Origin of the sequence: Micromonospora sp. NPDC047548, from assembly GCF_040642975.1 — a bacterium.
Classification (GTDB): Bacteria; Actinomycetota; Actinomycetes; order Mycobacteriales; family Micromonosporaceae; genus Micromonospora.
The window spans coordinates 13,536-33,879 of sequence record NZ_JBEYTI010000025.1; the positions used below are offsets into that span (position 1 = coordinate 13,536).

The following is a 20,344-nucleotide window of genomic DNA, read 5'->3' on the forward strand; positions in this document are numbered from 1 at the left end:
GCGTGGCGTCCGGCACGCGGCCGGGCAACCGGAGGGGTCAAGGCCGGCGCAGGGTGAGGATGAGGTCGGCGACCAGCGCCGTCCATCCGGTCTGGTGCCAGGCCCCCAGGCCGGCGCCGTTGTCGCCGTGGAAGTACTCCGGGAAGCAGATCAGGTCCCGCCAGTCCGGGTGGGTCTGGAAGAGCTGGGCGGCGCCGTAGATCGGCCGCCGGCCCCAGCCGTCCCGGGTGAACAACGAGATCAGCCGGGCGGACAGGTCGTCGGCGACCTCGTCCAGCGTGCACTTGTGCCCGGAGCGGGTCGGGTACTCCACCTGGAGGTCGTCGCCGAAGAACGCGGCGTAGTCGCGCAGCGCGCTGATCAGCAGGAAGTTCGTCGGCATCCAGATCGGGCCGCGCCAGTTGGAGTTGCCGCCGAACAGGCCGCTGGTCGACTCGGCCGGCTCGTAGCCGACGCAGAACTCCTGCCCGCCGAGGGTCACCGCGAACGGCTTGTCCAGGTGGGCGCGGCTCAGCGTGCGCAGGCCGTAGTCGGAGAGGAACTCGTCGGGGTCGAGCATCCGGGCGAGCAGCCGGACCACCTGCTCCGGGCCGACCATGGAGAGCAGCCGCTGCTGGCGGCCGTCCGGGCCGAGCCGGCGGGCGCCGATCACGTCGGCGTACTCGGGGCGGTGGGCGAGGAACCAGCGCAGCCGGGCGCCCAGCTCGGGCAGGTGTTGCAGGGTCCGCGCGGTGAGCCGGGTGGTGGCGGCCAGCGGCAGCAGCCCGACCACCGAGCGCACCTTCAGCGGCACCTGGCTGCCGTCGGCCAACCGGAGCACGTCGTAGAAGAAGGCGTCCTCGTCGTCCCAGAGCCCCTGCGAGTACGCCGCCGCGGCGATGTACGCGAAGTGCTCGAAGAACTTGGTGGCGGTGTCCACGTATGCCCGGTCGTGCTCGGCGAGCACGATGGCCATGTCCAGCAGGTTGAGCGCGTACATCGCCATCCAGCCGGTGCCGTCGGACTGCTCCAGCACCCCGGCCACCGGCAGCGCGGCCGACCGGTCGAACGGGCCGACGTTGTCCAGCCCGAGGAAGCCGCCCTCGAAGACGTTGTTGCCGCCGGTGTCCTTGCGGTTGACCCACCAGGTGAAGTTGAGCAGCAGCTTGTGCATCACCCGGGCGAGGAACTCGTGGTCCCGGCCGCCGTCGATCTCGAACACCTTCAGCGCCCCCCAGGCGTGCACCGGCGGGTTGACGTCGCCGAACGCCCACTCGTACGCCGGGATCTGCCCGTTGGGGTGCAGGTACCACTCGCGCAGCAGGAGCAGCAGCTGGTCCTTGGCGAAGCCGGGGTCGACCCGGGCGATGGTGACGCAGTGGAAGGCCAGGTCCCAGGCGGCGTACCAGGGATACTCCCAGGGGTCGGGCATGGAGATCACGTCGAAGCTGTTCATGTGCCACCAGGCGCTGTTGCGCCCGTGCCGGCGGCCGGCCGGTGGCGGCGCGGAGCCGGGATCACCCTCCAGCCACCGCTTGACGTCGAAGTGGTAGAACTGCTTGCCCCACATCAGCCCGGCGATGGCCTGCCGGGCGACCAGTGCCTCGTCGGCGCTGGCCGCCGCCGGGATGACGCCGGCGAAGAAGCGGTTGGCCTCGGCCCGCCGGGCCCAGACCACCGCGTCGAAGCCGTCGCCCAGGTCCGCCGGGGGTGGCGGGGTGCCGCCGGGCGGCGGGGCGGTCCGGGTCAGCCGCAGCCGGATCTGCCGCTGGCCGCCCGCCGGCACGTCGAGGACGTAGTGCAGCGCCCCCTTGGTCCCCTCCCGCGCCGGGTTGACCGTGGCCGCGCCGGCCACGACGTGGTCGTTGATCCCGTCCTTCGGGTACGGCGACCGCCCGGGCAGCCCCCAGAGCCGCTCGGCGTTGGTGTCGTTGTCGCAGAGCAGCGGGGTCGGCTCGCCGTCGCCTTCGAGCCGGACCTGGCCCAGCACCCAGTGCTCGCCCACCAGCCGGGAGCCCTCCCCGACCAGCCGGGGCACCCGGTCGGCGCCGGGCATCCCCCAGGCCCAGGTGTTGCGGAACCAGAGCGTGGGCAGCACGTGCAGGGTGGCCGCCTCGTCGGCCCGGTTGGCCACCGTCACCACGACGCACATGTCGGTCGGGGACGCCTTGGCGTAGTCGACGGTCACCGCCCAGTACCGGTCGTCGTCGAAGATCCCGGTGTCGACCAGCTCGTACTCGGTCTCGTCCCGCGCGCGCAGCGCGTTGACGGCGACCAGCTCGTCGTACGGGAAGGCGGCCTGCGGGTAGTGGTAGCGCCAGCGCATCCAGGAGTGGGTGGGCGTGGAGTCCTCGTACCACCAGTACTCCTTGACGTCCTCACCGTGGTTGCCGCCGTCGCCGCCGAGGCCGAACATCCGCTCCTTGAGGATCGGGTCCACGCCGTTCCAGAGCCCCAGGGCGAAGCAGAAGGTCTGCCGGTCGTCGCAGACGCCCGCCATGCCGTCCTCGTTCCACCGGTAGGCTCGGGACCGCGCGTGGTCGTGGGGGAAGTAGTCCCAGGCCGTACCGTGTTCGCTGTAGTCCTCCCGTACCGTCCCCCACGCCCGCTCGGACAGATAGGGACCCCATGCGCGCCAGTCCTGCTCCCCGGCGTCGGCCTGGGCCAGCCGGAGCCGCTCGGCGTCGGGGGACGGTGCGTCGGAGGGCGAACTGTCGGTGAACACGTGCCCATCTTCGACGCCGCCGGGGTACTTCACCACAAGGGCCATTGTCGTCGTGGCGTGTTACACCGCGCGGCCGCAGGAGGAAACTAGTTGATCGAGATCGGTTTCGGTCCGCAGGTCTGCGGCGGGCTCGCCAGCGGGGTGACCCGGGAGTGGCTGGTCACCGACGGCCTGGGCGGGTACGCGATGGGCACGGTGAGCGGGTTGCGCACCCGGCGCTACCACGGCCTGCTGGTGGTGGCCGGCCAGACGTCGGCGTCCCGCCGGGTGGGACTGGTGAGCCTGGACCCGGCGGTGACGTGGCCGTCGGGGGCGCGGGTGCGCCTCGGCGCGCACGAGTGGTCCACGGGCGTGGTCGACCCGCGCGGCTTCGAGCTGCTGGAGCGCTTCGATCTGGTCGACGGGCTGCCGCGGTGGCGCTGGCGGATCGGCGACGTGGTGATCGAGCGGGAGCTGGCGATGACGCACGGGCGCTCCTGCGTGGCGGTGGTGCACCGGCTGGTCGCCGGCGGCCCGGTCCGGCTGGCGCTCTCGGCGGCCTGCACCTGGCGGGACGCGCACGGCGAGCGGCGCGCGGACGGCCCGGCGCCCCGGATGGAGCCGGTCGACGGCGGCGCGGTGGTGGAGGGCTCGTTCCGGCTGGCCGGGCCGGACTGGACGCCCGAGGGGCAGTGGTGGCTCGGCGTGCGCCACCGCGAGGAGGCGGCCCGCGGCCTGCAGCCGGAGGAGGACCTCTGGTACGCCGGTCGCTTCGCCGGCGCGCTGGACCGCCCGGGCGACACGGTGTCGGTGCTGGCCTGGGCCGGCGACCTGGCCGACGAGCCGCCCGCGGCGACCGAGGTGGTCGCGGCGGCCCGGCGGCGGCACCGGGCGGTGGTGGCAGCGGCGGAGCCGGCCGACCCGGTCGAGGCCACCCTCACGCTGGCCGCGGACGCGTTCGTGGTACGCACCGGCGCCGGGCCGGACGTGGTGGCCGGCTACCCATGGTTCGGGGCCTGGTCGCGGGACACCATGACCTCGTACGAGGGGCTGTTCCTGTGCACCGGGCGGGCCGAGGAGGGGCGGGCGCTGCTGCGGTCGTACGCGGCGACGCTGTCGGAGGGGATGCTCGCGAACACCGCCGACACCGGGCGGGTGGAGTACAACACCGTCGACGCCACGCTGTGGTTCCTGCACGCGGTGAGCCGGCACGTGACCCGCACCGGCGACACCGACCTCGCGGCCGAGCTGCTGCCGGCGCTGCACGGCGTGGTGCGGGCGCACCTGGCCGGCACCCGGTACGGCATCGCGGTCGACCCGGCCGACGGCCTGCTCACCCAGGGCGGCACCCCGGGCACCGCGCTGACCTGGATGGACGCCCGGGTTCGCGGGGCACCGGTGACCCCGCGCACCGGCAAGCCGGTCGAGGTCAACGCGCTGTGGATCAACGGGTTGGCGGGCCTGGCCGAGCTGACCGAGCTGGCCGGCCGGGACGCGGCCGAGCTGTGGCGACTGCACGCCCGGGCCCGGGAGGCGTTCGGCAGGCGGTTCCCCACGCCGGCCGGCTGGCTGCACGACGTGGTGGACGCGCCCGCACCGGCGTACCCGCTGGGCGGGGCGGCGTACCACGACGACGACTCGCTGCGCCCCAACCAGCTGCTGGCCTGGTCCCTCCCGTACGCCCCGCTGGAGCCGGACCCGGCGGTGCTGCGCCGGGTGGCGGCCGGGCTGTTCACCCCGCTCGGTCCCCGCAGCCTCTCCCCCGACTCCCCCGACTTCGCGGCCTGGCACCGGGGCGGGCCGGCCGAGCGGGACACCGCCTACCACCAGGGGACCGTCTGGCCGTGGCTGGTCGGGCCGTTCGTCGACGCGTACCGCAAGGCCGGCCTGCCCACCGATGACCTTTTGGTGGGGCTTGTAGGCCATTTGGGCGATTATGGCCTGGGGTCGGTGAGTGAGACGGCCGACGGCAGCGCGCCGCACGCCGCCACCGGCTGCCCGTTCCAGGCGTGGTCGGTGGCCGAGCTGCTGCGCGTCCGGCAGGCCCGATAGGCACGCGTTACATACCGGCAACGACGGCGTCTCCGCTGGTTATCCAGCGGTCGGCAGGATGGGCCTCGACCCAGGCGAGACGACGGGCACCCGGTGGGGTGCCGGCCGCCGCACGTACGGGGACAACTCAAAGGGGCCTTCATGTCACCTGACGCCGACGTGATCGACATCCACCCCGCCCGGCACCAGCGGGTGCTGATCCTCTCCTGGGAGTACCCCCCGGTGCTCGTCGGTGGACTCGGCCGGCACGTGCACGCGCTGTCGGTGGCCCTGGCCGCCGCCGGGCACGAGGTCACCGTCGTCACCCGGCACGCCGAGGGCGCACCCCTGGAGGAGTACGCCGACGGCGTGCGCGTCATCCGCGCCGCCGAGGACCCGGTCACCTTCCCGCTGACCACCAGCTCCCTGCTGGCCTGGACCATGGCGTTCAACCACACCCTGACCCGAGCCGCGCTGCGCGCCACCGCGTCCGCAGCATACGACGTCATCCACGCCCACGACTGGCTCGTCGCCCACACCGCGATGACCCTGCGCGAACACCTGGACGTCCCGCTGGTCAGCACCATCCACGCCACCGAGGCGGGCCGGCACCAGGGCTGGCTGCCGGAGGAGATGAACCGCACCATCCACGGCGTCGAGCACTGGCTGGCCAGCGACTCCGCCCGGGTGATCGCCTGCTCGGGGTACATGCGCGACCAGGTCACCCGGCTCTTCGACGTGCCGGCCGGGCGGGTCGACGTGGTGCCCAACGGGGTCGACGGCCGGGCCTGGCACGCCCGCCCCCGGGCGGTCGCCTCGGCCCGCGCCCGGTTCGCCGGGGCCGGCCCGCTGGTCGGGTACGCCGGCCGGCTGGTCTACGAGAAGGGCGTCCAGCACCTGGTGCACGCCGTGCCGTACCTGCGCCAGCGGCACCCGGGGCTGCGGGTGGTGATCGCCGGCGACGGGCCGTACAAGGAGCAGCTGGTCGACCGGACGCGGCGGCTGGACCTGGGCGACACGGTCCGCTTCGCCGGTTTCCTGGACGCCACCCAGCTGCCGGCGGTGCTGGCCGCCACCGACGCGACCGTGGTGCCCAGCCTCTACGAGCCGTTCGGCATGGTGGCCCTGGAAGCCGCAGCCGCCGGCGCGCCGCTGGCGGTCGCCAGCACCGGCGGGCTGGCCGAGATCGTCGAGCCCGGCGTGACCGGAGTGACCTTCCCGCACAGCGACCCGGACGCCCTCGCCGGCGCGGTGGACCAGCTCCTCGGCGACGAGGTCTTCGCCCGCCGGGTGGCCCGCCGCGCCCGCACGATGGTCAGCCGGCGGTACGGCTGGACGACCATCGCGGCCCGCACCGCGGGCAGCTACGCCGCCGCCCGTCGGGAGCACGGCACGTTCCAGGCATGGCGGGCCGCCACGCTGCTCACCGGCAGGCGGGCCCGGATCGACATCCCCGAGGGCAACCTGCTGGCGATGGACGGGCCGGCCTGCTGACCGCCCCGATCCCGCCCGATGATCGGCAGAGCTTCCGGCCGGTCGCCCGACATCTTCCCCTGTGGACCGTCCGGGTGATTGCCCCCTCGGTGCCGCTCTGACACAGTGGCGTAGCTTTGTCGATCAAGGATGTGGGGAGGGGCGAGGCGACATGATGGGACCGTCCCACGCGCTGTCCGGCGCGGCGGTGTGGCTCACCGGCTCGTGGGCGCTGGACCAGTTCGCCGACTACCACCAGTCGCCGCTGGCGCTGGCCGTCGGCACCGCGGTCTGCGCCGGCGGGGCGCTCTTCCCCGACCTCGACCTCTCCGGCAAGGTCACCCGCAACCAGGGCGGCGCGACGGTGGCCCGCACCTTCGGGGTCTTCTCGCTCTTCATCGCCGAGGTGATGGAGAAGATCTCGCTCGGCGTCTACTACGCCACGAAGCTGAGCCGCGACCCACGCCGCAACAACGGCCACCGGACGCTGACCCACACCATCCCGTTCACCGTGCTGGTCGGCTGGGGCACCACCGCGCTCTGCGCCGCGTACGGCAAGTGGGCCGTGGTGAGCATCCTGTTCTTCATGATCGGCCTGGCCCTGCGGGGGCTGTTCGACAAGTGGGCCGAGCGCGCCGGCTGGGTCATCGTCACCCTGGCCTCGGCCGGCGCCGCCTGGTTCACCTTCGTCAACCTGCCCGGCGACCGGGGCTATCCGATGATCGGGCTGGCCGTGGGGGTGGGCTGTTTCGTGCACATCCTCGGCGACATGATCACCAAGGCCGGCGTGCCGATCCTCTGGCCCATCCCGATCAAACGGCGGATGTGGACGATGATCGGCCTGCCGAACAGCATCGCGCTGCGTACCGGCAGCAAGGCCGAGGTGGTCGTGCTGCGCACCGCGCTCACCGTACTCTCCGTGCTCGCCACGGTCGGGCTGGTGGCGCCGTCGGTGCTGCACCGCTTCAACATCGAGGTGTGACCGCGGTCGGGCCGGCTCCGGCCGGCGACGACGAGGTACCGGCGTTCTGGCGGCGACTGGGCATTCCGGGGCTGGCTCGGTGATCTTGTTTCGGGACCCGCCGAGAATGCCGTGATCCGTGCCGGACGGCAGCAGGGGACACGCGGGACGGCAGGATGTGACCCATGCCCGCAGGGCGAACCGTTCACCCTCCCGCTGGGCCCCGTAGGCCGGATCGGGACCGGCGGTCGCCGCGATCACGTGGTCGCCGCCCTGGGTGAAGACGCCGCAGCTCGGATGGACCAGCCGGTATGCTGGCGGTTGGCGACGGCCCCGGAGTGCCGGCGATGGCCGTCTGGGCGCTGGCCGCTCGCCGCGCGTGACCGCGCCGGCGGGTGGCTGCGTGCCGCCCTGGGTGGGGCAGCACGCAGCCACCACTCAGCGGAGTGCGCCGAGGTCGATGGCCTCGGCCATCGCGCGGTAGCCCGCGTCCGACGGGTGCAGGTGGTCGCCCGAGTCGTACGACGGGTTGATCCGTTGCGGGTCGGCTGGGTCACGCACCACCGCGTCGAAGTCGACGACGGCGTCGAAGTCGTCGCTCGTGCGGATGAACTCGTTCACGGCCTGCCGCACGTTCTCCCGCTCCTCGGTGTAGGAGCGCCACCCCTTTATCGGCGTGATGGTTCCGACGACGACCCGCAGGCCCTGTGCGTGTGCCTGGGCGGCGATCTGCCGCAGGGCGAGTTTCAGGGTCTCCGGGTCGGGGTGTTCGAGGTTGAGGATGTCGTTGACGCCCTCGAGCACGATGACCGTGCGCGCCCCGGACGTGGTCAGCATGTCCCGGGACAGGCGGGCGAACGCGTTCGGGCCACCGATCCCGGTTCCGGTGCTGCTGTCCAGGATCCGGTTGCCGCTGATGCCGCTGTTGACCACGCCGAGCTTGGTCGGTCCCGGCTCGGCGGCGAGCCGGTCGGCGAGGACGTCGGGCCACCGCAGGTTCGCATTGATGGTCGACTTGTCCCCGTCGGTGATCGAGTCGCCGAAGGTCACCACCGTGCCGCGCGCGGAGGTGGACCGGACGTCCACGGCTGTCGCGTAGTACCACGCCGTAGTCGGCTGGGTGAACGCGGTGCCCTGCTCGTCCGCCGCGTGGTCGCCGTCCGCGGTGATGAACGACGTCTGATACGAGCGCGGGTGCTCGGTCACCGGGCCGGACGGCGCCGGGGTGTAGACGGTCACCAGCAGGTCCCCGTCTGCCGGCACGGCAAGGGAGACCGGGTCGCTGAGCACCTCGCCGCCGGCCGGGATGGTCACCGACGGCGCGCCGCCGAAGGTCAGCTCGCGCATCGTGCCGGCGACCGCGTCCGGCGCATCGGGCCGGGCCGCCACCGCCAGCGTCGCCCGTCCCATCAGGACCGGCGCCGTGCCGAGCGCGTTGGACAGGCGCACACGAGCCGCGTCGCCACCCACGCTGGTGTGCACCACGTTGCGGATCGAGTGGTTCGGCATGCCCTGGTCGGCACCGGGCGTCGTCCGCGCCATGGCCGTCTGCCAGGTGCCGACCCAGTGGCCGGGCGGGCGGGTGTCGAGCTTGTCCAGGTCAACGACCGCCGCCATCGCCTGGTAACCGGCGTCCTTCGGGTGCAGGTGGTCGCCGGAGTCGTACTCCGCCCGTAACCGGTTCGGCATCGCGGGGTCCCGCAGCGCGACGTCGAAGTCGGCCACCGCGTCGAACGCGCCGCCGTCGCGGATGAAGTCGTTGACCGCCTGCCGCACGCCTTCCAGTTCCTCGGTGTAGTTGCTCGACCCGCCGAACGGCGTGAGCGTGCCACCGGTGACGCGCAGCCCCTTCGCCTTGACCTGAGCCGCTATCTGGCCGAGTGCCGCGATGATTTTCGATGGCTCGTGGTGCTGCGGCTGGCCGCCGATGTCGTTGATTCCCAACATGACGATCACCGAGCGGGCACCGGTCGCGGTCAGCACGTCACGGTCCAACCTGGATAGTGCGTTGGGGTTCCATGTGTTGTTGAGCAGCCGGTTCGAGCTAATGCCGGCGTTGAGCACGCCGAGCCGCGTCGGCCCAGGCTCGGCGATCAGCCGGTCGGCCAGGTAATCCGGCCAGCGGTGATTCGCGTTCCGTGTCGAGTTGTTCCCATCGGTGATCGAGTCGCCGAGCGTGACCACTGCGCCCTCGGCCTGTCCCAGGACGTCCACGCCGCTGACGTACGGCCAGAAGGTGATCTTCTGGGTGAACGCCGCGCCGGACTCGTCGGCCGCGTGATCACCGTTCTGCGATAGGTACGAGGTCTGGTTGGCCACCTGGTGATAGGTCACCGGCCCGGACGGCACCGGGGTGTACACGCTGACCAGGAGGTCGCCATCTTCCGGCACGGCAAGGGAAATCGGGTCGCTCAGCACCTCGCCGCCGGCCGGGATGGTCACCGACGGCGCGCCGCCGAAGGTGAGCGCTCGCATCGTGCCCGCGACCGCGTTCGGCGCGTCGGGCGCATCGGCGACCGCGACCGTCACCACGTCCATCCGCACCGCCACCGTGCCGAGGACGTTGGTCAGCGAGACCCGCACACCCGAACCACCAACGCTGGTGTGCACGACGTTGCGGATGGTCCGGTCCGCATATCCGGTGGGGAGGTTGGGCACGGTACCGGAAGCCGAGGCCGACCAGGTGCCGACCCAGTCATCCGGCGGTACCGTCGACTGGGCGCCCTGGCCGGCCGCGGAGGCCGGGCTTGTCAGGCCGAGCACCAGCGCGAGCACGGTGCCGGCGGCTTGCGTCATTCTCCGGACGTAAGACATGGGATCTCCTCACGGTCGCGAACGAGTTTGCCCCCCGCCCCCGTCGCGGTCAACAGTTGTCCGGCCTTCTGTCCGCCCACGACTCAGCTTGTTCTCCAAGTGCGCACGAGCGCGGAGAGGGGTCGATGCAGGTAGATCTCCTTGACGGGCATCATGCAGGAAATAAAGGGGTTGTGGCCCTTCGGCGTCGCCCTGCGGGGTGATGGCGAACCGCCTCATGCCGCGATGGTTGAAGTGCCTCGGGAGGGACGTGTCGACCAAGCTGGCCGACAAGCCGCCCGGAGGGTTTGCGGCGCCCGACGTAGGACGTAGGATGTCTGCCAACGTTCGTACATGTGGCGAGAGGTGGGCGGTACAGGCAGAGCTGCGGACGATCCGCGAGCGCAACAGGTGCGACAACCGTCAGCTCCGGCTTCACCTGCCGTTCGACACGATCCGCCCCAGCGGCGACCAGTGGAGGTATCCCCATTTCATGACGAGACAAAGAAACAGCCGAAGACACCGTCGACTGCTGTCCACTGTGGTGATCGCGGCCTTGGCTGCTGCCTTGCTCACCAGCGGCACCGCGCACGCCGCCGAGCCGTACCACGAGGAGCAGGCGGTCTACACGGCGAAAACGGACGGGTACTTCTGCTTCCGGATCCCGGCGATCGTGAAGGCCACCAACGGGGACCTGCTGGCGTTCGCCGAAGGCCGGATCAACAACTGTGACGACATGGGCGACATCGACCTGGTGCTGAAGCGGTCCCACGACGGCGGTCGTACGTGGGGGTCGCTGCAGGTCGTGTCGCGCGGCAACGGCGACACGCACGGCAACCCGATGCCGATCGTGGACGAACGGACCGGTCGGGTCTTGCTGTTCACGACCCACAACCCGGGCACCGGACGCGGTGGCCGCGATCCGTACCTGCAGGTCAGCGACGACCAAGGAGCGACCTGGAGCGCGCCGCGGGAAATGACCGAGCTGATACTGCCGCAGTGGACCCACTGGTACGCCACCGGCCCGGTGCACGCCATCCAGCTCAAACGCGGCCCGCACGCCGGGCGGCTGGTGATGAGCGCCAACCATGAGTCCGTCGGCCCCGACGGGCGGCCCGTCGCCGGCATCCACCTCGGGTACAGCGACGACGGCGGCGACACATGGCACCTCGGCGCCAGCGCCGGTGGCGCCGCCGACGACATCTTCGTCAACGAGTCGACCCTCGTGGAGCTGACCGACGGGCGGATCTACGTCAACGTGCGGGAAGCCGGGACTGCTGAGGGCACGCGGGCGTACGCGATCTCCAGCGATGGCGGCGGCAGCTACGACGCGCCGTTCCAGATGGTGCCCGAGCTGACGATGCCGGTCGTGCAGGCAGCGTTGCTGCGCCTCACCGCCACCGACGAAGGTGACGCGCGGGACCGCATCCTGTTCTCCGGACCCGCCAACCCCGGCAAGCGCGAGGCCCTGACGATCAGGTCCTCGTATGACGAAACCCAGACCTGGGAGACCTGGCAGGAAGGCAAGGTCATCAGCTGGGGTCCGGGCGGGTACTCCGACCTGGTCAAGATCGAGACCGATCCGGTCACGGGGCCCGTGGCCGGCGTGCTGTACGAAGGCGGCGTGGCCGCCCTGTACGAGGCGGTCCAGTTCGTCAGGTTCAACGAGGCGTACCTCGACACCCCGAACGGTTCGCCGCCGAGCCTGCCGCCGCCACCGGAGCCGGGACCGACGGCTCCGGACACGGCACCGCGCTACGACAACACCGCCTACGTGCGCGGCGGCGCAACGCTGGGTGAGGGGCGGTACGGCAAGGGGCTCGCGCTCGACGGCGTGGACGACCACGTGGAGGTGCCGTACAACCCGGGCGTCGACCTCGAGGACGACCAGTTCACGATCATGACGTGGTTCCGGTACAGCGAAACCACCGGCAGCATCGTGATCTGGTGGTTCTACCAGGTGGGTACGGGAGCCGCGCAGATCTGGCTGCGGGCCGAACCGGCGAGCAACCGCATCCGGGGTGTCGTCGGCACCGGCCAGGGCGACGCGAACATCACCATCGCGGGCGCATACAACGACGGGCTCTGGCACCACGTCGCCATGCAACGAACGGCGACCCGGGTCACGGTCCTCATCGACGGCGCCACCGTCGCCGACCTGGCCGCTCCCCGCGGCTCGGTGACCACCGGCAGGGAGTTCGGCATCCGCAGCGTCTACCTCGGCCGACGCGTCGACGGCCTCAACAACCCGTTCCGTGGCGCCCTCGACGAGTTCCGCATCTACGGCCGCGCTCTCACCGCCGAGGAGCTGCGGGAGATCCGGGAGCACAACGCACCCATCGCCGGGCAGCTCCGGCTCCGCCTCCCGTTCACAACCATCAACCCCCAGCAGTAGCCACAGGGTCGGTGCCCCGCCAGCGGTCGTCTGGCGGGGCACCGCCACCTACGCCGAATGTATTGGCAGATCACGTGTCGGCCGTGTTCGCCGAGGGCCGCCAGGTACGGCCAGCCGATCGACGCCAACCAGGGCCGCGTCGACGACCCGGGCGACGATGCCGGTCACACTGCGCCAGGCGATACGCAGCAGCCCGGTCACCGCCGACGCCGACGTGCGCGCGGCCAGCCACGCCGCAGTGTCCTCGAACGCGACCGTGAACCTGGTGTTATGCCGCGCCCACGGCGCGCGGGCCGGCAGCGTCCGCACCGGCGCACCGCGCCCTTATACGGCCGAGCCGAGATCACCAGGACCTCGCCGTCGGCGTCGGCATCGAGGCGCACGGCCTCGACGACCGCCCTCTCCAGCCCTACCTGTCGATGCAATATCCTGGTCAAACGCACGCCGTTTCCCGATCTTCAGATTTCTGTTCTTCGCAGCTCAGAAACCTAGACGGGACGCGGCGTGTGCCGTTGATCAAGGCCTCAACCCACCCACGAGAACGTCACAAGAGCCGCTCTTCGACCGGTTCGTGCCCTTTCCCGCCGGTGAGCTGCCCCGGCTGTGCGAGCTGGGGCTGGCCGGCAAGGTGCTGCTGGGCAGCGACTTTCCCGAACCTGCCCTACCCGTACGCGCAGCAGCTCGCCGGGTTGGCCCGGCTCGACCTGGGCGACGACTGGCTGCGCGCGGTGTGCTGGGACAGCGCCGCCGCCCTGTTCGACCTCAGCTGAGCACGTCCGCCGCCCAGCCGGTCAGCAGCTCCAGCACCGGGCGGCGGCCGGCGAACATCGCCGCCTCGTCACGCCGGTCGTACGTCTGGCCGGTGGCGCTGCCGGCCCGGTTGAGCATCACCGGCGCCAGCCAGAAGTACTTGGCCGCGCCGGTGAGCCACACCGCGCGGACGGCCGCCGCCGGGTCGACGGCGCCCCGCAGCCCGTCGACGTAGCTGGCCACCACGGCTGCCGCCACGTCGGCCAGCAGCCCGACATCGACGAGACCGTCGAGGAACGTGTCGAGCACCAGGTTGGCCGCGTCCTCGCCGATCGGCCCGGAGCCGACGAAGGACCAGTCGAGCAGCACCGGACCGTCGCCGGTGAAGACCAGGTTGGTCGGCCAGACGTCGTGGTGGCTGAGCGTCCGGGGCAGCCGGTCGGTCGCGGCGAGCACGTCCTGCCGGCGCTCCCACAGCGCGCGCAGGTCGGCGCGGAGCGACGCCGGCCAGGCAGCGACGGCGGCCGGGTGGTCCCACGGCACGGGTTCGGCCACCGGCCGGCTGAGCGTGTAGTCGCGCAGCCAGTCCCGGGCCAGCCAGGGGTGCCGGAGCGGAGCGTCCCGCATGGCGGCGTGGGCGCGGCCCAGCCGGCTTGCGACCTCGGCCAGGTCGTCGACCGTGCAGGCGGTGCCGGGCCGGCCGGCCGCCTCGGCGAGCCAGAGCGCGACGCTGCCGTCCGGGCGATCGTCGACGGCCAGCGGCTCGGGGGCGACCAGGCCGGCGTCCGCCCAGACCGTGGTGGCCAGCCCACCCCGGTACGCCTCGACCTCGCGCCGCCAGTAGTTCCAGTGCCCGGGGTCGTCGCTGCCGGCCCAGTGCGCGGGGCCGCTCCCGACGCCCGGCGGGGTGATCAGTTTGAGCACCGCCGGGCGGCCGGCGTACCGGGTCCGCCAGATGCCGCCGGTGACCTCGTTGAGCGGGTTGTGGGTCAGTGGCTCGGCGGGCTCGTCCGGGTCGAGCAGGTCTGCGGGAGGGCGGCTCACGCCGCGACCCTAGCCCGCCCGACCCGACACCACCGTCCCCCGCCGGCTCAGACGCCGACGCGCTGCGGCGGGACGGTGAGCCCGTAGAGCGCCATCAGCTCCGGCGTGTCGACCCGGCTGCCGTCGGCCACCGAGTCGCAGGCGATGTCGACGATCTGATCCTTGTGCGCCAGCAGGTACGGCCGGGCGCCGACGTCGGCGCTGGCCAGGGTCGCGATGCCGGGCCAGTGCCGCCGGCCGAAGAGCATCGGGTAGCCGCGCAGCCCGTCGTAGGTGGCGCAGACCAGCACGTCCGGGTACGGCAGGGCGGCCACCCGGCGTACCGCCGCCGGGGTGAGCCCCGGCATGTCCACCGGCACCACCACCACCGCCTCGATCCCCTCGTCGGTGAGCGCGGCCAGGCCGGCGCGGATGGAGGAGCCGACCCCGGTCCCCCAGGCGCGATTGACGACCACCGTGACGCGGGTCAGGTCGACGGTCTCCCGCACCTGGTCGGCGGCCGCGCCCAGGACCACCACGATCTGCTCGCAGCCCGCCTCGGTCATCGTGTCGATCATCTGGTTCACCAGGGGCGTGCCGCCCTGGTGCAGGAGAGCTTCCGGTCCGCCGATCCGGCGTCCCCCGCCCGCTGCGATGATCATCCCTGCGATCCGGTTCAGCTGCGCCACCTCCGTCGTGAAGACGGACCGGAGCAGAGCTGCCCGGCCCGTTACGCACACCGGACCCAACGAGCGCCCCGGGCACGGGGTGGCGGGGCAAATGGGAAAAACGTGCGCTATGCCGCGTCGGCGTAGCAGTCGACGATGGACAGGTCCAGCGGGAACCGGACCGGAGTGTCCCCGAACAGCAGCACCGACGCCCGCTCGCCGGACCGGCCGACCGCCTCGGCGACCGCCTCGGCCTGCTCGGCCGGGCAGTGCACCATCACCTCGTCGTGCTGGAAGAAGACCAGCTCGGCGAGGGTGCCGGCCAGCTCGCCCCGGAGCGTGGCGAGCAGCGTCGAGGCCCACTCGGCGGCGGTGGCCTGGATGACGAAATTGCGGGTGAACCGGCCCCGGGACCGGGCCGCCCGGGCGCGCGGGGACTGCGGGTCGGCGCCGGCGTCCGGATCGACTCCCGCGTCGTCGCCGTCGACGAACCCCGCCGTGCCCGGCGGGCAGGTGCGCCCCAGCCAGGACCGGACCAGGCCGCCCGCCTCGCCGGTGCGGGCCGCCGCCTCCACGTAGCCGAACGCGGTCGGGTAGCTGCGCTTGAGCACCGCCAGCGCGGGAACCGCCGCCCCGCCGGTCTGCCCGTACATCGCGCCGAGCAGGGCCACCTTGGCCCGGGCCCGGTCACCGGCGAAGGCGTCCTGGGCCAGGGCCGCATAGAGGTCGCCCGCCCCGCCGGCCGCGGCGAGCCGGGCGTCACCGGAGACCGCGGCGAGCACCCGGGGCTCCAGCTGCCCGGCGTCGGCGACGACCAACCGCCGGCCCGGGTCGGCCACCACCGCCCGCCGGATCACCTTGGGGATCTGCAACGCGCCACCGCCGCGGGTGGCCCACCGACCGGAGACCACCCCGCCGGGGACGTACTCCGGCTGGAAGCGGCCGTCGCGGACCCAGGCGTCCCGCCAGGCCCGGCCGTGCGCCGTCCAGATCCGGTAGAGCTCCTTGTATTCCAGGACCAGCGGCACCGCCGGATGGTCGACGCCGCGCAGCACCCAGGCCCGGGTGTTGGGCAGCTCCACCCCGGCCCGGGCGAAGGCCCGCAGCAGCTCCGCCGGGGAATCGGCGTGCACCTGGCGTACGCCGAAGGCGTCGGCGATCCGGGCGGCCAGCTCGGCCAGCCGGCGGGGCGGCCCGCCGACCGGGGACGCCTCGCCGAGCAGCTCGGCGAGGATCGCGTCGTGCACGTCGGCGCGCCAGGGCAGGCCGACGGCACCCATCTCCACCGCGATCAGCGCGCCGGCCGACTCGGCGGCGACCAGCAGCCGGAACCGGCCCGGGTGCCCGGTCGCGGCGATCCGGGCGAGCTGGTCGGCGTACACCTCGACCAGGGCCTCGATGCCCGGGCCCGGCGGGCCGGGGACGGTGTCGAAGAGCGCGCCCTGGCCGTGCCCGGGCGGCGCGGGCGGCCGGGGTGGCGGGTCGGGTGGCACGGCGGCCCCGGTGAGCCGGGCGTGCGCGGCGGCCAGCGAGCGCGGCTCGCCCCAGCGGCCGGCGTGGCCGAGCAGCAGCGCCTCGGTCAACTCGACGTCGTGGCAGCGCTCGACCCGGTCCCCGGCGCGCAGCAGCGCCGGGTAGAGCGTCGCCCCCGACGCCCAGACCCAGCGGGGGTGCTCGGCAGCCTCCCGCGCGGCGACAGCGGTGGCGAGGTCGACGACCGCGACGGCCGAGCCTGCGGGCCGCCCGTGGGCGTCGAGAGGCTGGAGAACTCCCCCGCCCCGCTCGTCCGCCACCACCGCCACCAGCACGGACGCGATTCTGCCTCGCCCCTGTGACACCGGCGGACCCGCCCGCCCGTCAGGCGCCCGGCGCCCCCGTCGGTTTGCGGGACAGCGGGGGGCGGCTCGGCCGGCGCCCGGAGGCCGGCAAACGGGTCGGTGGGGCGTCGCCCCGCTCGGTAGCGTGGGCGGGTGCCCCCGCAGATCCCCCATCCCGAACCCGGCACCGCGGACACCAGGGGGCCACTGCGCTACCTGTGGTGGCTGATCCGCTGCCAGCCCTGGCGGGTGCTGCGCGGCAGCCTGCTGGGCACGGCCTGGATGGTCGGGCTGTCGGTCCGGCCCTGGCTGATCGCCCGTGCGGTCGACGACGGGTTGCGCGCGCACGACACCCGGGCTTTGTGGCTCTGGGTCGCGGCGATCGTGGTCGCGGGCGTGGGCCTGTCGTACCTGGGCATCATGCGGCACCGCACGATGACCTTCATCCGGGAGGACGCGAAGGCCCGCTCGGCCGCAGTCCTGCTGCGGCAGCTGTCCCGGATCGGCGCGGTGCTGCCGCGCCGGGTCGCCGCGGGCGAGGTGGCCACCGTCGGCGGCTCCGACATCGACTGGACGGCGCAGGTGCTGACGCTGACCGGGCCGGGGGTCGGCGCGGTCGTCGCCTACGCCGTCATCGCCGTCGTACTCTGGTCGATCTCCCCCTTCCTCGCGCTCTGCGTGCTGGTGGGCGTGCCGGCGGTCGGGCTGGTCGTCGGGCCCCTGCTGCGCCGCCTCGAACGGGCGGAGTCCGTCTACCGGCAGCAGCAGGGCGCCCTCACCGCCCGCTCCGGCGACATCGTGGCCGGGCTGCGGGTGCTCGCCGGGGTCGGCGGCCGGGGCCTGTTCGCCCGCCGGTACGCCGCCCGGTCCCGGGAGCTGCTCGCCGAGGGCTACCGGGTCGGCGCCGTGAACAGCTGGATCGACGCGGCCACGGTCGCCATCCCGGGGCTGTTCCTGGCGGCGGTGGTGTGGCTGGCGGCCCGGATGGCGGTCACCGGCGACATCAGCATCGGGGACCTGGTCGCCGTCTACGGATACGTGGCGACCCTCATCGTGCCGGTCTGGTTCCTGTTGGAGGGCGGCCACCAGCTGATCCGGGGCCGGGTCGCCGCCCGCCGGATCGTCGCCCTGCTCGATCTGGTCCCGGACGATGTCGGCGGTCCGCGGACCGGACCCGGTGGACGGGGCCCGGGCCCGGTGCCCGGCGCCCGCCGGCCGGAAGCGGGGTCCGCACCGGCCCGTCCCGCCGACCTGCACGACCCGGTGACCGGGCTGACCGTCCGCGCCGGCCGGCTGACCGGCGTCGCCGCCGACGACCCGGCGACGGCGCTGGCGTTGGCCGACCGGCTCGGCAGGTACGTCGCCGGCGACGTCACCTGGGGCGGCGTGCCGCTGACCGGGATCCCGCTGGACGAGGTCCGGGCCCGGATCCTGGTCGCCGACCACGACTCGTACCTCTTCGCCGGGGCGCTGCGCGACATCCTGCGCCCCCGGCCGGCGGGCGGCGGCGGCCGCCCCGGGCCGGGGACCGACGACGACCGGATCGTCGCGGCGCTGCGCGCCGCGTCCGCCGAGGACGTCGCCGACGCCCTGCCGGACGGGCTCGACACCCCGGTCGACGCCCGGGCCCGTACGCTCTCGGGCGGCCAGCGCCAGCGGGTACGCCTTGCCCGGGCGTTGCTCGCCGAGCCGGAGGTGCTGATCCTCGTCGACCCGACGTCCGCCGTGGACGCGCACACCGAGGCGCGGATCGCCGAGCGGCTGCGGACCGCGCGGGCCGGGCGGACCACCGTCGTGCTCGCCACGTCGCCGCTGCTGCTCGGCCGGGCCGACACGGTCGCCCATGTGCATGCGGGCCGCATCGTCGCCACCGGCAGCCACGCCGACCTGCTCGACCGGGACCCGGGCTACCGGCGCCTGGTGGCCCGGGACAGCGCCGAGCCCGGCGCCGAGCGGCCCGCCGACGCCGAAGGGGCCTTCCCGTGAGCCGACTGCCGGTGGCGGACCGCAGCGCCGTACGCCGGGCGCTGCGGGACCTGATCGGCCGGAACCGGCGTGCGGTCCTGGCCGTGCTGGCGCTGCACAGCGCCGCCGCGGTGGCCGGGCTCGCCCCGCCGTGGCTGCTGGGCCGCATCGTCGACCAGGTGACCGGGGGTACGGATGTCGCCACCGTCGACCGGCTGGCCCTGGCGATCGGCGGGGCGGTCCTGGTGCGGGCGCTGCTCTCCCGGTACGCCCAGTACGCGGGCCACCGGTTCGGGGAGCGGGCCGTCGCGGAACTGCGCGAGGAGTTCGTCCGCAGGACGCTCGGGCTGCCCGTCTCCGTCGTCGAGCGGGCCGGCTCCGGGGAGCTGGCCACCCGCAGCTCGGTCGACGTGTCCACCGTCGGGGCCACCGTCCGGGACGTGGTGCCCACCATCGTCATCGCCTCGGTGCAGCTGACGCTGCTGTTCGGGGCGGTCTTCCTGCTGCATCCGCTGCTCGGCCTGGCGGCGCTGGCCGGACTGCCGCCGATCTGCGCGGTCACCCGCTGGTACCTGCGGCGGGCCAGCCCGGCGTACCTGGCCGAGGGCGCGGCCGCCGCGGAACTCACCGAGACGCTGACCACCACCGCCGAGGGCGCCCGCACCGTCGAGGCGCTGCGCCTCGCCGACGACCGGATCGCGCAGGGCACCGCCCGCATCGCCCGGCTGTGGGCCGCTCGGCGGGCGACGCTCGCGCTGCGCACCGTGTTCTTCACGGTGGTGGAGGCCAGCTATCCGCTGCCGGTCGCCGCGGTGCTGCTCGTCGGCGGGTACCTGCTCTCCCGGGGGGCGGTCTCGCTCGGCGCGGTGGTGGCCGCCGCGCTCTACCTGCAACAGGCCATCGATCCGCTGGACCGGCTGTTGCTGTGGACGGAGCAGGCGCAGCGCGGCTTCGCCTCGTTCGCCCGGGTGCTCGGCGTCGGCCTGGTGCCACCGGAGGCGCCCGGCACGGCGGCCACGTCCGCCGGAGACCGACTGGTCGTGCGCGGGGCGCGGTTCTCCTACGCCGCCGGCCACGACGTCCTGCACGGCATCGACCTGGACGTGCGGCCCGGCGAGCGGCTGGCCGTGGTCGGCCCGTCGGGGGCCGGGAAGTCCACCCTGGCCCGGCTGCTCGCCGGGATCGACGCGCCACGGCAGGGCGTGGTCACCATCGGCGGCTGCCCGGTCACCGACCTCGACCCGGCGGAGCGTCGCCGCCGGATCGCCCTGGTGACCCAGGAACACCACGTCTTCATCGGCTCGGTGCGCGACAACCTCGCCTTCGCCGCCCCGGACGCCTCCGACGAACAGATGCGGTCCGCGCTGCGCACTGTGGGCGCCGACTGGTACGCCGAGCTGCCCGACGGTCTGGACACCCCGCTCGGCGACGGGGCCCGGCAACTCGGCGCGGCCGAGGCCCAGCAGCTCGCCCTCGCGCGGCTGGTGCTCGCCGACCCGCACACGCTGATCCTCGACGAGGCCACCGCCGCCCTCGACCCGACCACCGCCCGGCGTACCGAGCGGGCCCTCGCGGCCGTGCTCACCGGGCGTACCGTCATCGCGATCGCGCACCGGCTCAACACCGCGCACGACGCCGACCGGGTCGCCGTCCTGTCCGACGGCCGGATCACCGAGATCGGCACCCACCACGAACTCGTCCGCGCCGACGGGCCGTACGCCGCCCTCTGGCGCTCCTGGCACGCCGAGGCGCCCGGAGGGGCCACGCGGTGAGCGGGGCCCCTCC

At 73.5% G+C, this 20,344-nt stretch carries 12 protein-coding genes and 1 pseudogene; 7 read left to right on the forward strand and 6 right to left on the reverse strand.

The genetic code is table 11. The annotated features are described in order from the left end of the window. Positions 1–37 precede the first annotated feature (37 nt). The gene (locus ABZ807_RS22755) at positions 38–2,749 is read right to left on the reverse strand and encodes a glucosidase (RefSeq protein ID WP_357161357.1); all 2,712 of its coding nucleotides are present in this window, start codon (positions 2,747–2,749) and stop codon (positions 38–40) included. A gap of 45 nt (positions 2,750–2,794) precedes the next feature. Here ABZ807_RS22755 and ABZ807_RS22760 point away from each other — a divergent pair, with 45 nt between their 5' ends. The 3 genes from ABZ807_RS22760 to ABZ807_RS22770 all read left to right on the forward strand — a co-directional run bounded on the left by ABZ807_RS22760 (position 2,795) and on the right by ABZ807_RS22770 (position 7,169). Further along, positions 2,795–4,735, forward strand: a complete 1,941-nt coding sequence (locus ABZ807_RS22760) for an amylo-alpha-1,6-glucosidase (RefSeq protein ID WP_357161360.1) — start codon at positions 2,795–2,797, stop codon at positions 4,733–4,735. Between the two features lie 141 nt (positions 4,736–4,876). Then, positions 4,877–6,208: a glycosyltransferase family 4 protein gene (locus ABZ807_RS22765; protein WP_357161363.1), complete on the forward strand. Its 1,332-nt coding sequence runs from the start codon at positions 4,877–4,879 to the stop codon at positions 6,206–6,208. 151 nt (positions 6,209–6,359) lie between these two features. Continuing rightward, positions 6,360–7,169 carry a metal-dependent hydrolase gene (locus tag ABZ807_RS22770; RefSeq protein WP_357161366.1) on the forward strand — a complete coding sequence of 270 codons (810 nt, stop codon included), beginning with the start codon at positions 6,360–6,362 and terminating at the stop codon, positions 7,167–7,169. Between the two features lie 417 nt (positions 7,170–7,586). Here the strand turns inward: ABZ807_RS22770 and ABZ807_RS22775 are convergent, their stop codons facing one another. Further along, positions 7,587–9,962 (reverse strand): GDSL-type esterase/lipase family protein, encoded by a 2,376-nt coding sequence (locus tag ABZ807_RS22775; protein WP_357161368.1) that lies wholly within the window; start codon positions 9,960–9,962, stop codon positions 7,587–7,589. A 535-nt stretch (positions 9,963–10,497) separates the two neighbouring features. On the opposite strand from ABZ807_RS22775, the gene ABZ807_RS22780 reads away from it, so the two are divergent. Beyond that, positions 10,498–12,336 carry a sialidase family protein gene (locus ABZ807_RS22780; RefSeq protein ID WP_357161370.1) on the forward strand — a complete coding sequence of 613 codons (1,839 nt, stop codon included), beginning with the start codon at positions 10,498–10,500 and terminating at the stop codon, positions 12,334–12,336. A gap of 48 nt (positions 12,337–12,384) precedes the next feature. On the opposite strand, the gene ABZ807_RS22785 is transcribed toward ABZ807_RS22780, so the two are convergent. Beyond that, positions 12,385–12,645: a transposase family protein gene (locus tag ABZ807_RS22785; protein ID WP_357161373.1), complete on the reverse strand. Its 261-nt coding sequence runs from the start codon at positions 12,643–12,645 to the stop codon at positions 12,385–12,387. 244 nt (positions 12,646–12,889) lie between these two features. Here ABZ807_RS22785 and ABZ807_RS22790 point away from each other — a divergent pair. Then, positions 12,890–13,106: pseudogene (locus ABZ807_RS22790) on the forward strand (amidohydrolase family protein); the annotation flags it as partial. Here ABZ807_RS22790 and ABZ807_RS22795 read toward each other — a convergent pair. The 3 genes from ABZ807_RS22795 to ABZ807_RS22805 all read right to left on the reverse strand — a co-directional run bounded on the left by ABZ807_RS22795 (position 13,099) and on the right by ABZ807_RS22805 (position 16,615). Then, complete coding sequence (locus ABZ807_RS22795; protein WP_357161376.1) at positions 13,099–14,130, reverse strand: aminoglycoside phosphotransferase; 1,032 nt, start codon at positions 14,128–14,130, stop codon at positions 13,099–13,101. The pseudogene ABZ807_RS22790 and the gene ABZ807_RS22795 overlap by 8 nt on opposite strands. 47 nt (positions 14,131–14,177) lie before the next feature. Beyond that, positions 14,178–14,771 (reverse strand): nucleotidyltransferase family protein, encoded by a 594-nt coding sequence (locus tag ABZ807_RS22800; RefSeq protein WP_357161378.1) that lies wholly within the window; start codon positions 14,769–14,771, stop codon positions 14,178–14,180. A gap of 134 nt (positions 14,772–14,905) precedes the next feature. Continuing rightward, positions 14,906–16,615, reverse strand: coding sequence for a bifunctional 3'-5' exonuclease/DNA polymerase (locus ABZ807_RS22805; protein ID WP_357161381.1), 1,710 nt, complete (start codon positions 16,613–16,615; stop codon positions 14,906–14,908). Positions 16,616–16,843: 228 nt separating this feature from the next. Between ABZ807_RS22805 and ABZ807_RS22810 the strand changes: the two genes are divergently transcribed. Continuing rightward, positions 16,844–18,580 (forward strand): ABC transporter ATP-binding protein, encoded by a 1,737-nt coding sequence (locus ABZ807_RS22810; protein WP_357161515.1) that lies wholly within the window; start codon positions 16,844–16,846, stop codon positions 18,578–18,580. Then, positions 18,577–20,331 (forward strand): ABC transporter ATP-binding protein, encoded by a 1,755-nt coding sequence (locus ABZ807_RS22815; protein WP_357161384.1) that lies wholly within the window; start codon positions 18,577–18,579, stop codon positions 20,329–20,331. The genes ABZ807_RS22810 and ABZ807_RS22815 overlap by 4 nt, the downstream gene beginning before the upstream one ends. The last annotated feature ends 13 nt before the right edge of the window (positions 20,332–20,344 follow it).